The organism is Pseudomonas fildesensis, assembly GCF_001050345.1.
Classification (GTDB): Bacteria; Pseudomonadota; Gammaproteobacteria; order Pseudomonadales; family Pseudomonadaceae; genus Aquipseudomonas; species Aquipseudomonas fildesensis.
Genome location: NZ_LFMW01000022.1, coordinates 17342 through 32250, shown reverse-complemented (window position 1 = coordinate 32250; position 14909 = coordinate 17342). Strand labels below are relative to the sequence as shown.

Below are 14909 nucleotides of genomic sequence, written 5' to 3'. Positions count from 1 at the left end.
CAGGCGTGCTGCGGGGTACGTTGCCCCGCGAATTCGGGGTCGATCAGCAGGGCGTGGCGCAGCCTTTGCGGGCGTACCACCACCAGGTCACGACGATGCAGCTCAGGTAGAAACCGACAAACATGTAGAAGGCCATCGCCGGGCTGCCAGTAGCGGCCATGGACGTGCCGAAAGACTTGGGAATGAAGAACGCACCGAAGGCGCCCATGGCCGAGCTGAAGCCCAGCACCGCGGCGGATTCCTTGCCGGCGTTCTTGAGTGCCTGTTCGCGCTCGGCGGCGGGTTTGCCGGCGCTGGCTTTCTCGTGCTGGGTACGGAAGATCACCGGGATCATGCGGAAGGTGGAGCCGTTGCCCACACCGGTGGTGATGAACAGCAACATGAACATCCCGAGGAAGCCGTAGAAGCTGCCGCCCTGCCCGTTCTGCGGCAGGAAGTGCAACACGCCGAACACCATCACGATCATCAGCACGAAGTTCCACAAGGTCACTCGCGCACCGCCCAGCTTGTCTGCCAACCAGCCGCCGAGTGGGCGTACCAGGGCACCGACCAGGGGGCCGAGGAAGGCGAATTTCAGCGCGACCACGTCCGGAAACGAGGTTTTGATCAGCAGCGGGAACGCCGCCGAGAAGCCGATGAACGAACCGAAGGTCGCCAGGTACAACCAGCACATCAGCCAGTTGTGCTTGCGCTTGAAGATCACCGCTTGCTCGCTGAACGAGGCACGGGCGCTGGACAGGTCATTCATGCCGAACCAGGCCGCCACGGTGACGGTGATAATGAACGGCACCCAGATGAAGCCGGCGTTCTGCAGCCACAGTTGGCTGCCGTCAGGCAGGGTCTGTGCTTGCCCGCCCATCAGGCCGAACACGCCAAAGGTGATCACCAGCGGCACACAAAATTGCATCACCGACACACCCAGGTTACCCAGGCCGGCGTTCAGGCCCAGGGCCGTGCCTTGCTGGGATTTAGGGTAGAAGAAGCTGATGTTGGACATGCTGGAAGCAAAGTTGCCGCCGCCAAACCCGCACAGCAGTGCGATCAGCACAAACACGCTGTAGGGGGTGTTGGGGTCTTGCACCGCAAAGCCCATCCACAGCGACGGCAGCAGCAGCGACGCGGTGCTGAGGGCGGTCCAGCGGCGCCCGCCGAAGATCGGCACCATGAACGAATAGAACACACGCAAGGTGGCGCCGGACAAGCCCGGCAAGGCCGCGAGCCAGAACAGCTGGTCGGTGGTGAAGGTGAAGCCAATGGCGTTGAGGCGCACGATCACCGTGCTCCAGACCATCCATACGGCGAAGGCCAGCAACAGCGCGGGGATAGAGATCCACAGGTTGCGGGTGGCGGTCTTTTTGCCGCTGGCGCCCCAGAACGCGGGGTCCTCAGGGCGCCAGTCGTGAATCACCGGGCCCGAACCAGGCTTTTGCGCGATGGACATGTTCATTCTCCTTGGAGACGTTGGGCGGTGTTGCCCAAAAGCGGTTGCTTGCGAATTTCGCTGAAGTACATCCAGGTCAGGGACACCCAGACCACGCCGTACATCAACATGAAGCAGGACGAGCGCACGCCGGTGAGGTCCACCAGGGCGCCAAACAGGATCGGCAGCACAAAGCCCCCCAGGCCACCGGCCAGGCCGACGATGCCCGACACCGCGCCCATGTTTTTTGGATAGTCATTGGCGATGTACTTGAACACCGAGGCCTTGCCGAACGCGAAGGCGATGCCCATCACGAACAGCAGCACGGTGAACAGGGTGGCGTTGAGGCCGATATGGAAATCCAGGGGCCCGCTGACGGTCGTCACTTGCAGTTGGGTCTGCGGGTAGCTGAGCAGGAACAAGCAGATCCAGCTCACCCACAACACCCACCAGGTCACGCTCTGGGCGCCCCAGCGATCGGACATCCAACCGCCCACCGCGCGCAGCACGCCACCGGGCAGGGAGAAACACGCGGCGAGCAGCGCGGCGCTTTGCAGGCTGAAACCGTATTCCTGCACGTAGTACTTGGTCATCCACAGCGCCAGGGCCACATAGCCGCCGAAGACAATCGAGTAGTACTGGCAGTAGCGCCACACCGCCGGGTCCTTCAGGCACAGCAGTTGCTCGCGCAACGTGGCGCCACCGGCACTGCGGTGGGCCTTGTTCTCAGTGGTGAGAAACCAAAACAACAGCGCGGTAATAAACAGGATGGCGCTGAACACCTTGGGCACCAGGTGCCAGGTGCCGAGGGCGATCAAGGCCGGGGCGAGAAACTTGGTGACCGCGGCCCCGGCGTTGCCGGCGCCGAACACGCCCATGGCAAAGCCCTGGTTCTCTTTGTCGAACCACTTGGCGACGTAGGCGATGCCCACCGAGAACGAACCGCCGGCCAGGCCCACAAACAGGCCCAGCACGAGGAACTGCCAATAGGCGGTGGCGTAGGTGATCAGGTACAGCGGCAGGACGCAGGCGAGCATCAACAGGAAGAACACGATGCGCCCGCCGAAGCGGTCGGTGAGCAGGCCCAGCGGCAGGCGCACCAGGGAACCGGTCAACACCGGCGTGGCGGCCAGCAGGCCGAACTGGGTTTCGTTGAGTTGCAACAGCTCTTTGATGGGTACGCCCAACACGGCGAACATCATCCACACCATAAAGCAGACGGTGAAGGCCAGGGTGCTCATGCCCAGCACCAGGCCCTGTCTCATACGGGGTTGAGTCACGGTATGCGCTCCAGAAAGTGATTCCATGAGCGCAGGTTAGGGGCGGCACCTCCGTGGAACTTGACTTGGATCAACGTCCGCCCGGGGGGTATAGAGCTATGCTGGCCCCACATACCTCTAAGGAGGTAGTTCCAATAACAAGAGAAAGTCTTTATTTATCAATGGATTGATCTCTTGTGCCGGTGTTTTCCCGTGGGAGGGTTTGCCGGCAACTCTTTAGAGGTAGTGCGCCAGGGATTGCAGTTTTTCAGCCCTTTTTCCCTTTTCTGGTGCCACCATGCAGGCTTTCTCCCCCCTTCGATTACGCCGCGATGTTTAAGTGGCTGCGCAGCTCCCTGCCTGCTCGGGCCGGCCTGGCAGTGATCCTGATCGCCATCCTGGCCCTCGCCAGCTCGTTGAGCGCCGGGCTGATCGCCTGGTTCAGCCAGGGCGACGCCGCTGCGATCAACACCGCAGGTTCGGTGCGCATGGAGACCTACCACCTCAGCTGGAAACTCGCCGCCGAGGCGCCGGCTGACGAGATCGACGCCATCGCCCAGAGCCTGCAAGGCCGTCTCGATAGCCAGTCGCTAAAGGCGGTGCTGGAAGACGGCCCGCGCAGCGCCCTGTTGCAGAGCTACCAACGCATTCAACAGCGCTGGAACAACGATTTGCACCCGGCCGTGGTGCGCGGCGATGCCGCGTTGTTCCAGGCCAGCGCGCCGGAGTTCGTCGAGCAACTGAACCAGTTCGTCAGCCTGTTGCAGCAACAGAGCGAACAGAAACAGGGCTGGCAGCAAGGGATCCAGGGGCTGGCGTTGTTCAGCACGCTGATCATCCTGCTGATCGGCCTGTACGAATTGCAGTACGGGGTGGTCAACCCGCTGGAAGAACTGGTGCACGCCACTCGAAAGTTTCGTGACGGCGACTTCAAGACCCGGGTCAACCACCGCTCCGAAGACGAGCTGGGACAACTGGCCCTGAGCTTCAACGCCATGGCCGAAACCATCGAAGCGTCCCACCACACCCTGGAAAGCCAGGTGCGCCTCAAGACGCTTAACCTGCAACAAGCCAACGCTGCCCTCGAACTGCTCTACCAAAGCAGCCGCAGCCTGGCCACGCGCCTGGCCAATGCCGAGGGCTTGGATGAATTGATCCGGCGCTTCCAGAAACGCCTGCCGGGGCTGCGTTTGTCGCTGTGCCTGCAGGGCCATTTCCTCGCACCGGCCCAACAGATGCTCGCCCTGCATGGGGGTGACAGCCGCAACGTCTGCGCCATCGGCGATTGCGCGACCTGCCAGAAACACAAAGTGGCGCTCCCTCAGGTATTCAGCATCAGCAACCAGGGCTCGGAACTGGGTGAACTCAAGGCCCACTTCGACGACGGCCATCCCCCCCAGGACTGGGAGAAACAGCTGATCCAGGCCCTGGCCAACCTGATCGGCACCTCGTTGTCGCTCAAACGCCAGCGCGAACAGGACCATCGGCTGTTGCTGCTCGACGAACGCACCATCATCGCCCGCGAACTGCACGACTCCCTGGCCCAGGCGCTGTCGTACATGAAGCTGCAAGTGAGCCGCATGCAAACCCTGATCCGCCGTGGCGAGCCGGTGGAAACCCTGGCCACCGTCACCGCCGAACTGCGCGACGGGCTGAACAACGCGTACCGGCAACTGCGTGAACTGCTCACCACCTTCCGCCTGCAAATCCACGACGCAGGGCTGGTGCACGAACTGCAGGACACCGCCGAAGAGTTTTCCCGGCGTGGCGAATTCCAGGTGCACCTGCACGTCGACGCCCTGGCCTTCCAGCTGTCGGCCAGTGAGCAGATCCACTTGCTGCAAGTGACCCGCGAAGCCCTGTCCAACTGCCTGCGCCATGCCCATGCACAGAACGCCTGGCTGCAACTGCGCCAGGAAGGCGAGACCGTGAGCCTGAGCATCGAGGACGACGGCCGTGGGTTTTGCGGCGCCGTCGACCAACGCGAACACCACGGCCTGACCATCATGGACGAGCGCGCACGCAGCCTGCACGGCCAACTCGACATCAGCCCCCGCGAGCCCCAGGGCACGCGCGTGCAATTACGCTTTCACCCGGAATTTCTCGGGCAACCTCTACAAGGCACCCTCCCATGAACACCCTCACCCGCCACCGCATTTTGCTCGTCGACGACCACCCGATGATGCGCCACGGCATGCGCCAGATGCTCGAACTGGAAGACGATTTGCAGGTGGTCGGCGAAGCCGGCAATGGCCAGGAAGCGCTGGACCAGATCGACGGGCTGCAACCGGACCTGGTGCTGCTGGACAACAACATGCCGCACATGAACGGCCTGGAAACCCTGCGCCGCCTGCGGGCGATGAACTACGCGGGCAAGGTGCTGCTGTTTACCGTGTCCGATGCCGAGGATGACATTCGTGATGCGTTGCGCCTGGATGCCAACGGGTACCTGCTCAAGGACATGGAGCCGGAATTGTTGATCCAGTACATCCGCGATGCGGTGCATGGGGCGCTGGTGATCAGCCCTGGGTTGACGCGGGTGTTGGCCCAGGCGTTGCGTTCGCCGCAACCCCATGCGGCGGTGGAATTGACCGAGCGGGAGCGGCAGGTGTTGCGCACGATTGCCAGTGGGCACAGTAACAAGGTGATTGGGCATAAGTTGGGGATTACCGAGGGGACGGTGAAGGTGCATGTGAAGAATTTGCTGCATAAGTTGGGGTTGAGGTCGCGGGTGGAGGCGGCGGTTTGGGCGATGGAGCATTTGCGGCAGGCGGGGTGAGGCTTTTGGGGGTTGGGGGTTGGGTACATATCCGTTATTTGGGTAATGGCTGATATTGGTTTCGCTCTTACAGCGACTCACTTTTGAAAAGCCCAAAAGTAAGCAAAAGGCTCTTGCCCCAACACTCGGCACCTCGCCTAGGCTCGGTGTGCCCTCACTCCGGCCAGCGTGTTTAACGGGGCGCCTGAGATCAAGATCAAGAGCAAAAGCAGAGCAAAAACAGGACGAGGTTTATCTGATCCATGGAGATCCAAATGTGGGAGGGGGCTTGCTCCCGATGGCAATGGATCAGCCAACACATGTATCAACTGACACTGCCTCATCGGGAGCAAGCCCCCTCCCACATTTCTAACCGAGTTCGGCACACACAAAACCGGTCGGCTATAAGGCCGCCGCGCCTTTGCTTTTGATCTGGGGCGCCCCGTAAAACCACGCTGGCCGAACGCAGGCTTTGGAGCGTGGGCAACCCGGCAGGACGCCGGGTTAGCCGCCCTGGGCCAGGGATGGCCCATGGCGGCGGCCCACGCTCCAAAGCCGGAGTGAGGGCACACCGAGCCCAAGCGAGGTGCCGAGTGGTGGGGCGAGAGCCTTTTGGTTACTTTTGGCTGGGCCGGCATTCCGGCTCTTCCAAAAGTGACCCGCTGTAAGAGCGGAACCATAGGTGGCCATTACCGCAGGAATGGATATGTACACCGAAAACTATCCACAAGAGGTACCCCAATAGAGGCATATCCCCCAACCCCTGGCCCCCCCTACCCTAACCACCCGCGGAGGCCCCCAATGCTAACCCACCCCCAAATCGTCCTAACCCTGCGCAGGCACCACCTGTTCAGCCAACTCCCCGAAAAAACCTTCGAGGACGTCTGCACCCTGGCCAATCTCAAGCGCCTGCCCAACCACGCACCGTTGATGCACCAGGGCGACCCCGCCGACCGTTTCTTCCTGCTGGTCAGCGGCCAGATCAAACTGCACCGCGTCACCGGCGAAGGCCAGGAACACCTGGTGGAAGTCATCCAACCCGGCCAGACCTTCGCCGAAGCCCTGCTGTTCACCCAAGCCAAGGCCTACCCGGTCAGCGCCACCGCGCTCAAGGATTGCGTGCTGGTCAGCATCGAAGGCCAACACTACCGCCGTGCCCTGGAAGACCAGCCAAAAATCTGCCTGGCGATCCTGGCCAGCATGAGCATCCACCTGCATCAACGCCTCAAGGACATCGACACCCTGACCCTGGCCAACGCCAGCCGCCGGGTGATCAATTTCCTGTTCCAGGAGCGCGATACGTTGAGTGGAGAGGTGGTGCTGCAAGTGCCCAAGCGCCTGGTGGCGTCGAAGCTGGGGATCCAGCCGGAGACCTTTTCAAGGATTCTGCACCGGCTGGTGGAAGGCGGGTTGATCGAGGTGCAACGGCGCACCATTCGGATCTTGTGCGAAGAGCAATTGATGGGGTATCAGGCCGGCTGATTCAATGCCCGCTGTGCATCATCCCCATGGGTTGCTGCAACACCGCCAAATCGATCTGATCAAACCGCAACACCCGACCGTCGCTGTCCGTCGCCACTTTCTGCGCCTTCGCCTCATCGGCAAACGACGCCAGCACCACCCCCATCGCGCCCTTGAGCCCGGTGCCGATCACGTAGAACGCGGTGCGAGCGTCGATCAGGTGCCTGTCATCCGGCGTGTCCCAATGGCTGCGGCCCATGTCGTGCACGTAGAGCTTGGCGCTGTCGTGGTGGTTTTCCGGTTGCAGCCACCAGCCGAGCATCTCGGCGGTGGAGCAGAATTTCTTCACCCCGCCCCGCTCCACCACTTGCCCCTTGGGTCCGGGGAATTCGTTGATGACCATGCCGCACACATGGCATTCATCGTTGGGATGAAACGCCACCGGCGCGTCGCTGAAGCTCGACTTCACCGCCTTGTCGCACGCTGTCAGCAGCAGACAGGCAAGCAACGTGGCCACAACCCGTGTTTTGAAACCCATATCGATCACTCCAACAGTCATAAAAATTCACGCCGCTCGGCGCCTGAACAGCGCGTAGGCCAGCGCCAGTGGCAAGGCCACCCAACCCAGCAGGCACGCCCACAGCAGGTGGGGCGGCAGGTCGAGGTCAGTGCCCAGGGCCATGACGCCGATAGAGGGGGTGCCGGTGTCGAAACCGGACAGGTTGATCAGCCGGTACACGTCGGTGGGGTTGAGCAGCAACAGCCAGGGCAACCCCTGCGGGTTGAATTGGCCCTTGCCGACGACCAGCAGGGCCAGCAGCGCCAGGTCGAACACCAGCACAAAAAAGAACCAGACGCCCAGCGCCAGGCCTGCCGCCGTGGACTTTTCCGCGCACAGGCTGCTCAGGCCATACGCCAGCCCCAGAAACACCCAGCCCAGCAACGTCGAGGTCAGCATGAAGCGGCCAAAGGCCCAGAGCAGCACACCCAGTTCAACATCATCGACCAGCAGCGCAATGGCGAGCATCGCGCAGCCGAACCCGATCACCGTGGCCAGCGCTAGAATCAGCCCGTGGCCGACAAACTTGCCCAACAGGATTTGCCCACGCCCCAGGGGATAGGTGAGCAGCAGCAACAACGTGCCGCTTTCGTCTTCGCCGACTATCGCGTCATAGGCCAGCAACAGCGCAATCAACGGCATCAGGAAGGTCGCCAGGCTGGCCAGGCTGGCGATGGTCGCCGGTATCGAGGTGAAGCCCAGTTGCCCGGCGGCCGCAGCGCCCAACCAGGCAATGCCGATGGCCAGCACTGCGAATAACAGGCTGATCGCGAGCAGCCAACGGTTACGCAGGCCATCGCAGAACTCCTTGCGCGCCATGTTCCAGATCGGGTTCATAACAGGGCCTCCTTGGCCGTGACCACGCCGCTGTTCACGTAGTGACGGTAAATGTCTTCCAGGGACGGCGGCAGGATGTCCACCTCGCTGGGGCTGTCTTCGGCCAGCAGTTGGCGCAGCAGTTCAAGCGTGTTGCCGCTGCTTGCCGCCACTTGCAGCCCGTCCACGCCCCAGCGCTGGGTGACATGGCCGGCGGCGCTCCAGCGTTGCTGCAATACCTCGCTATGCTGCAGGCCACAGGTGCGGATCAGCGTCGGCAGCCCGGCCTGCGCGCGCAACTGCGCAAGGCTGCCCAGCGCCAGCAGTCGGCCCTGGGTGAGGATCGCCGCGCGGTTGATATGCGCCTCGACGCCGGGCAATACGTGGGAGCACAGGATGATGCTGGTGCCTCCCGCGCGCAGGCGGTCGAGCAGGCGATACAGGTCCTGGGTGGCAATCGGGTCGAGGCCCACGGTGGGCTCGTCCAATAGCAACAACTGCGGTTCGCCGAGCAGCGCCTGGGCCAGGCCGAGGCGCTGGCGCATGCCCTTGGAGTAGGTCTTGACCCGCCGTCCCGCCGCAACGGTCAGGCCGACATCGTCCAGCAGGCGGTCCACCTGGTTCGCCGGCGCGCCCTTGAGCCGGGCGAAGTGGCGCAGGGTTTCGACGCCGCTCAATTGGGGGTAGAACGTGACGTTTTCCGGCAAATAGCCCAGCCTCTGCCGCACCTGCGCGTCACTGGGCGAGCGACCAAACACGCGGACCTGCCCAGCACTGGCCTGGAGCAACCCGAGCACCAGCTTCATGCTGGTGGTCTTGCCCGCGCCGTTATGCCCGAACAGCCCCAGCACCTCGCCAGGCGCCACACTCAGGTTCAACTCATGCAGCACGGTGGCCTGCCCGTAGTGCTGGGTGACCCCGTTGATCTCGACCACATTCATGATGCGGATTCCTTATGCGTGGGGGCTTGCATCAGCGGGTGACTGTCCATCACCCCCGGCGATTTCATCACGGGGAACGCCCGTTGCACCCAGCGCAGCAACTCGATGCCGGGGCTGTTCATCAACAGGCGGACCTGGGGGTAGAGCCACAGCAAGCGGTCGACGTTGTCGTTGGGCTCGTAGGCCACATCGCCCAGGCCGTCGCCATTGCGGTCCCAGCCCAGGTAGTCGCTCCAGTAGTTGCCCTGGCCGTCCGCCGACCATTCCTGCAAGCGGCTGGCGACGTACTTGACCTGGCGCTGGTTGTCGACAAAAGCGTTGCCGGCAATGCGATTGTCTTCAGAGCCTGCCGTGAGGTGAATGCCCACGGCGCTGCGCGCAAACCGGTTGCGCTCGATGCGGTTGAACAGCGAGTTGTAGATAAACAGCGCCTTGCCTTCGCCACCCGCGATCATCGTGTCGCCGGTGGCGCCGTCGCGCACGTCGGTGACGACGTTGTCCTGCAAGGTGGAATAGGTGATGTAGTTCATCAGGATGCCGTAGTTCTGGTCCTGCTCGGAGCGATTGCCGATCACCGTCAGCTTGCGGCTTTGCATCAAGGCGTAGCCGGTGCGCGTGCGGCGTGTGGTATTGCCCAGCACCTGGTTGTCGTTGGCGAACATGTAGTGGATGCCGTAGCGCAGGTCTTCCAGGGTATTGCCTTGCAGCAGGTTGCCGTTGGAGGTATCGATGTAGATGCCGTCGCGGGTGTCGCGCACCTGGTTATCGATCACGCGGGCACCGTGCACGGCGTACAGGTGAATGCCGTTGCCACGGTCCTGGGAACGGATCGAGGCATCGCCCTGGATACGGTTGCCGATCAGGCTCACGCCCTCGGTGCCGTCGACCCAGATGCCAAAGCCCGGGCCTTGCAGGCGGTTACCGAGCAATTGCGTGCGCTGGGCCTGGGGCTGGATAAAGACACCGGCGTTCATCGCCGTAAGGTCGCGACCCCAATCGAGAAAGGTGCAGCCCTGGACGCTGACGTCCGGGGCGCTGATAAGCAGGCCATTGCCCTGCCCCTCGGCCTGGAAAATGGCGCCGGGGTCGCAGGTCAATTGCAGGGGATGGTCGATACTGAACGAGCCCCGGTACTCGCCGGCGCGGAGGCGCCATTGGTTGGGCCCGTCGGCTTGCAGGGGCAAGTCGGTGACCGGGCGTACGGCGGCGTTCAACCCGAACGAAAGCAGTGCGAGCCCTATCATGGTGATGAGTGATCGAGCCACAGTGATGTCCTTGAGCGAATACGGTCCGGTGTGAGCCACAATGCTGTTCACTTAATGGGGAACTGTGGCGAGGGAGCTTGCTCCCGTTGGACTGCGTAGCAGTCCCCGTCTGTTTAAACAAAGCGCGGGGCCGCTGCGCGGCCCAACGGGAGCAAGCGCCCTCGCCACAAAAGCCCCCTCCCACATGTGCCCTGCGGTGTGCTTTCGTCAGGCGCGCTCGACCTTCATCCGCCCCACCATTTCCATGTGCAGGGCGTGGCAGAACCAGCTGCAGTAGTACCAATGCAGTCCAGGTTTATCGGCAATGAATGTGATGGATGAGGTCTGCTGCGGGCTGATTTCCATGCTCACGCCGTGGTTGACCATGACAAAGCCGTGGGTCACGTCCTCGATCATGTCGATGTTGGTGATGGTCACGGTGACTTCATCGCCCTGTTTGACGGTGAACTCCGTGAGCCCGTAGGCCGGGGCCATGGAGGTCATGTACACGCGTACTTTCTTGCCGTCGCGGATCACCTTGCTGTCGGTTTCCAGGTTGATCCCGTCCTTCTTGGCAATGGCCACCGTCTCGGCAAAAAACGGGTCGTTGCGCTCCCAGATTTTCTTGGTCTTGATCTGGTCGCGGCGCGCCATTACGCAGTCATGGGGTTCGGCAAAAGCCGGGCCGTCGTGCACCAGTTTCATCTCGTCGCCGGAGATGTCGATCAACTGGTCGTTCTCCGGGTGCAACGGGCCGGTGGGCAGGAAGCGGTCCTTGGAGAATTTGCTCAGCACCATCAGCCACTGGCCGTCGGCGTCGCGGGTTTCGGTCAGCGACGCATGGTTGTGGCCCGGTTGGTACTGCACATCGAGTTTCTGCTTGATGTAGTTGACCTTCTCGCCGCCATACGCGCGGATAGCCTCGGCGATGTTCCACTTGACCACCTGGCTGTCGATAAACAGCGTGGTGTAGGCAAAGCCGCGCCCGTCGTAGGTGGTGTGCAGCGGGCCCAGGCCCAGTTCCGGTTCGCCGACCACTACACCGCGCGGGTCAGGAATCTTGCCGCTGAACAGGTCGTCGAGCTTGTCGATGGCGATGATGGTGCAGGTGGGCGAGAGCTTGCCGTTGGCGATGAAGTACTTGCCATCGGGCGAGGTGTTGCAGCCGTGGGGGTTCTTCGGCACGGGGATGTAGCGGGTGAACTCGCTGTCCTTGCCGTCCTCGGATTTGCGCCCGTCCACCACCGGCACCTTGGCCCCGTCCACACTGATGAACTTGCCGGCCTTGATCGCCGCTTCGATGCGCGGGATGTTGAACACCACCACCCAGTCGCGCTCGTTGCGCATCATGCCGGCAAGGTCGGTGGCCTTTTCCGAGTTGTAGCAAGTGGCGGCCGCGTATTTGCCGGTGTAGTCCATGTCGGCGTTGTCGAGGTTGCCGTCGACGATCACCTGGAACGCCATTTCCATTTTCTCGGCGTCGATGGCGTTAAACATCGTGAAGGCGTTGCGGTCCTGCAGGTCGAAATTCTTGCCGTCATTGGGGTGCGGAATGATGAATTCGGCGTTGCAGAACACGTACTTGGTATAGGGCACTTTTTGCAGACGCAGACCGTGGATAGCCTGGGCGTTGGGCACGGTGAGGATCTTGTCGCACTTCATGATGTCCAGGCGGATACGCGCCACCCGGGTGTTGGCCTTGTCATTGATGAACAGGTATTTGCCGTCGTAGCGGCCGTCGGTGGTGGACAGGTGCGGGTGGTGGCAATCGCCGTTGGCGTACTTGGCGCCCTCCCCCAAAATGCGCTTGCTCTCGTTGGTCAGGCCCCAGCCGGTGGCCGAGTCGATGTTGAACACCGGGATGCGCATCAGCTCGCGCATCGACGGGATGCCCAACACGCGCACTTCGCCCTGGTGGCCGCCGCTCCAGAAGCCGTAGTAGTCGTCGAGCTGGCCGGGTTCGACATGGATCTTCGACTTGGCGTCCTTGGCCGCAGCAGCAAAGGACTCGCGTGTAAACACCGCGCCGCCGAGGGCCGAAGCCCCGGCCAGCACGACGCCGGTGACTGCTCCCGTACCAAGGAAACTGCGCCGAGTCAGGCCGTCATGTTTTTCGTCTGTATCGTTCATGGGTAGCTCCTTCAAGCGTTGGGATTCAGTTGCACCACGGGAATCTGTGCCGGTGCCGCCTTGTTGCGCTTCTTGCGCTTGTTGATCAGCGGCGGGCATTTGTTTTCGTTGTGCCAGGTCATCTGGCAATCGAGGCAGTAGTGGCATTCATTGGCGTTGATATGGCCGTCCGGGTGGATCGCCTGGATCTCGCATTCCCTGGCGCACAGCTGGCAGGGGTTGCCGCATTCCTGGCGACGCTTGAGCCAGTCGAACAGGCGGAACTTGCTCGGGATCGCCAGGGCGGCGCCCAGCGGGCACAGGTAGCGGCAGTAGACTTTGCGGGTGAACAGGTTGATCACCAGCAGCGCCACGGCGTAGAGCACGAACCACCACTGGCGGTCGAACTTGAGGGTGATGGCGGTCTTGAACGGCTCCACTTCGGCAAAGCGTTCAGCGGTGGCCATGGATTCCAGCGAGAGGCCGAACAGCCCCAGCAGGATCAAATACTTGATCGCCCACAGCCGCTCGTGCAGCGCGAACGGCAATTCGAACTGGCGGATTTTCAGGCGGCGTGCGGCTTCGTTGAGCAACTCCTGCAAGGCCCCGAACGGGCACAGCCAGCCGCAGAACACGCCTCGGCCCCACAGCAAAATACTGGCGGCGGTGAACACCCAGAGCATGAAGATCAGCGGGTCGGTGAGGAACAGTTCCCAGCGAAAATCCTGGAACAACGCGTGCACAAAGGTCAGCACGTTAACCACCGACAACTGCCCCAACGCATACCAGCCGATGAACCCCACGGTGAACACCAGGTAGCCTCTGCGTAGCCAGTGCAGGAACCGTGGGCGACGGGCCAGGCTGTCCTGCAGGAACAGAATCGCGGTGAGCAGCACCAGCGCGGCGCCGAGCACCAGCACCTGGGCCTGCTTCTGGTACCAGATGCTCAGCCACAGCGGGCGGTTGGCTTCATCGATTGCGGCTTGTTCTGCGGGCGTGGGCAGCGGGCGTTCCAGGTACTCTTCCGGCATCTGGTAGGGCAATTCGAAGCTGCTGAAAGTGCCGCTGACCGGGCCGGTCTGGCGCCGCACCAGCAGCTCTAGGGTCCAGGCCGAACCGGGATCAAAACCGGCCTGGGGGCGCACGATAAACACTGACATCTCGTCGAAAGTCGGTATGCCCTCGGCGTAGGCATCGTCGATGCGCTGGTGGTCGAGGTCACGAAAGCTGATCACGTTGCCGAACTGACGCAGTTGCACCCGGTCGAAAATCCCGCCGCGCACATAGCCCGAGCCCTTGAACGAAAACAGCCCCCGTCCCAACACCGCAATGGCCTGCTCGCCGGGTTTGAGCGCCTGCATCAAGCTGGCGTAATGCGCCTCGCCCAACAGGTTGCGACCAATACTTGGCGGGTTGATATCGGCCACATAGAGGTCGATGAAGGTCTCATCGGCCGCGCCGCCCGCTTCGGCAGCGGTGTCCTTGAACGCCGCGTCCACCTGGCCACGGGTCAAGTGCAGACGGCGAATCGCACCATTGCCGGTCAACTGCTCCCAGGTGGCGGAGGCAAAATTGTCGGTGCGGATCAGCGCAACTTTCTGCGCCGTGGCCGCCTTGCCGTCGATCAGTTTGAGCGACACCGCGACTTCATGGGCCGCGCGCATCACGCCTTCGTTGACCACCATCGCGGTCACCGTGGCGCCGGCAATCGCATCCACCGTTACCGCCTTCGGGTCACTGGAACGCCCCACCACCACGCGCTGGCGCACATCGACGCCGGCATAGTGGGCGGTAAATTCGTGCAGCTTCACTTCGGGAATGCCGATCAACAGGATCGGTTCGTGGTGCTCCAGCACATACGCGTCGCGGATGACGCCGGCGGTGTCGAGAATGACTTGGGTGTTGATCGGCTTGCCCGAATACGCCGGGATCGCCATCACGTCCAGGCTCTGGAATACGTAGCCGACGGGCTTGCCGGCTTGGGTAATCGTGCGCACCTTGAATTTGCCACCGGGTGCGGAGACCGCATCGTGCTGGGGGAAGGTGTTGTCGATGCGTTGTTGCTCGATGTCGCCGTAGGGCTTGGCTTGGGCGGCCGTGCAGGTGATCAGCAACAGCACCAGCAGGGCAAGCCAGCGATGTATCGGGCGCGTGGAGCGGGTCATGAGATCCCTTCGCTTGTGGCGGTGAAGATGGGATCGATGGTAGGGGCGGTGATGGCGGGAGGCCCTTGATCAGGATCAAGTCGGGCCCGTGCGATGGAGATTGCAGGTGTGGCGTTTGAGCGCGGGGTGGGTTGGGTAGCTATCGATCGTTCCCACGCGCAGCAAAGGAATGCATCC

At 62.4% G+C, this 14909-nt stretch carries 11 protein-coding genes; 3 read left to right on the top strand and 8 right to left on the bottom strand.

What is annotated here, in order from left to right; all coding sequences use genetic code 11:
* Positions 1-43: 43 nt before the first annotated feature.
* Together ACR52_RS25495 and ACR52_RS25490 are read right to left on the bottom strand one after the other, a co-directional pair.
* A complete protein-coding gene (locus tag ACR52_RS25495; protein WP_048730683.1) occupies positions 44-1441 on the bottom strand; it encodes a NarK family nitrate/nitrite MFS transporter in 1398 nt (465 codons plus the stop codon).
* Positions 1442-1443: 2 nt separating this feature from the next.
* Entirely contained in the window at positions 1444-2685 is a 1242-nt protein-coding gene (locus tag ACR52_RS25490) for an MFS transporter (RefSeq protein WP_048730682.1), read from the bottom strand.
* A 326-nt stretch (positions 2686-3011) separates the two neighbouring features.
* On the opposite strand from ACR52_RS25490, the gene ACR52_RS25485 reads away from it, so the two are divergent.
* From ACR52_RS25485 to ACR52_RS25475, 3 genes are all read left to right on the top strand, one after another.
* Complete coding sequence (locus ACR52_RS25485; protein WP_048730681.1) at positions 3012-4814, top strand: HAMP domain-containing protein; 1803 nt, start codon at positions 3012-3014, stop codon at positions 4812-4814.
* Complete coding sequence (gene narL / locus ACR52_RS25480; RefSeq protein ID WP_048730680.1) at positions 4811-5458, top strand: two-component system response regulator NarL; 648 nt, start codon at positions 4811-4813, stop codon at positions 5456-5458. Before ACR52_RS25485 ends, narL begins: the two co-directional genes overlap by 4 nt.
* Positions 5459-6238: 780 nt before the next feature.
* Positions 6239-6919 carry a Crp/Fnr family transcriptional regulator gene (locus ACR52_RS25475; protein ID WP_048730679.1) on the top strand — a complete coding sequence of 227 codons (681 nt, stop codon included), beginning with the start codon at positions 6239-6241 and terminating at the stop codon, positions 6917-6919.
* 1 nt (position 6920) lies between these two features.
* On the opposite strand, the gene ACR52_RS25470 is transcribed toward ACR52_RS25475, so the two are convergent.
* The 6 genes from ACR52_RS25470 to nosR form a co-directional block, all read right to left on the bottom strand.
* A complete protein-coding gene (locus ACR52_RS25470; RefSeq protein WP_048730678.1) occupies positions 6921-7436 on the bottom strand; it encodes a nitrous oxide reductase accessory protein NosL in 516 nt (171 codons plus the stop codon).
* Positions 7437-7463: 27 nt separating this feature from the next.
* Positions 7464-8294 (bottom strand): ABC transporter permease, encoded by an 831-nt coding sequence (locus ACR52_RS25465; RefSeq protein ID WP_048730677.1) that lies wholly within the window; start codon positions 8292-8294, stop codon positions 7464-7466.
* A complete protein-coding gene (locus ACR52_RS25460; RefSeq protein WP_048730676.1) occupies positions 8291-9214 on the bottom strand; it encodes an ABC transporter ATP-binding protein in 924 nt (307 codons plus the stop codon). The genes ACR52_RS25465 and ACR52_RS25460 overlap by 4 nt, the downstream gene beginning before the upstream one ends.
* The gene (locus ACR52_RS25455; RefSeq protein WP_048730675.1) at positions 9211-10458 is read right to left on the bottom strand and encodes a nitrous oxide reductase family maturation protein NosD; all 1248 of its coding nucleotides are present in this window, start codon (positions 10456-10458) and stop codon (positions 9211-9213) included. Before ACR52_RS25455 ends, ACR52_RS25460 begins: the two co-directional genes overlap by 4 nt.
* 228 nt (positions 10459-10686) lie before the next feature.
* On the bottom strand, positions 10687-12588 hold the full coding sequence (nosZ, locus tag ACR52_RS25450) for a TAT-dependent nitrous-oxide reductase (RefSeq protein WP_048730673.1): 1902 nt from the start codon (positions 12586-12588) through the stop codon (positions 10687-10689).
* Positions 12589-12599: 11 nt separating this feature from the next.
* Positions 12600-14732 (bottom strand): transcriptional regulator NosR, encoded by a 2133-nt coding sequence (nosR, locus tag ACR52_RS25445; RefSeq protein WP_048730672.1) that lies wholly within the window; start codon positions 14730-14732, stop codon positions 12600-12602.
* Positions 14733-14909 lie beyond the last annotated feature (177 nt).

Coding starts and splice junctions, on each gene's coding strand:
- ACR52_RS25495 (WP_048730683.1), bottom strand. CDS start 1,441: ATGTCCATCGCGCAAAAGCCTGGTTCGGGCCCGGTGATTCACGACTGG.
- ACR52_RS25490 (WP_048730682.1), bottom strand. CDS start 2,685: ATGAGACAGGGCCTGGTGCTGGGCATGAGCACCCTGGCCTTCACCGTC.
- ACR52_RS25485 (WP_048730681.1), top strand. CDS start 3,012: ATGTTTAAGTGGCTGCGCAGCTCCCTGCCTGCTCGGGCCGGCCTGGCA.
- narL (WP_048730680.1), top strand. CDS start 4,811: ATGAACACCCTCACCCGCCACCGCATTTTGCTCGTCGACGACCACCCG.
- ACR52_RS25475 (WP_048730679.1), top strand. CDS start 6,239: ATGCTAACCCACCCCCAAATCGTCCTAACCCTGCGCAGGCACCACCTG.
- ACR52_RS25470 (WP_048730678.1), bottom strand. CDS start 7,436: ATGGGTTTCAAAACACGGGTTGTGGCCACGTTGCTTGCCTGTCTGCTG.
- ACR52_RS25465 (WP_048730677.1), bottom strand. CDS start 8,294: ATGAACCCGATCTGGAACATGGCGCGCAAGGAGTTCTGCGATGGCCTG.
- ACR52_RS25460 (WP_048730676.1), bottom strand. CDS start 9,214: ATGAATGTGGTCGAGATCAACGGGGTCACCCAGCACTACGGGCAGGCC.
- ACR52_RS25455 (WP_048730675.1), bottom strand. CDS start 10,458: ATGATAGGGCTCGCACTGCTTTCGTTCGGGTTGAACGCCGCCGTACGC.
- nosZ (WP_048730673.1), bottom strand. CDS start 12,588: ATGAACGATACAGACGAAAAACATGACGGCCTGACTCGGCGCAGTTTC.
- nosR (WP_048730672.1), bottom strand. CDS start 14,732: ATGACCCGCTCCACGCGCCCGATACATCGCTGGCTTGCCCTGCTGGTG.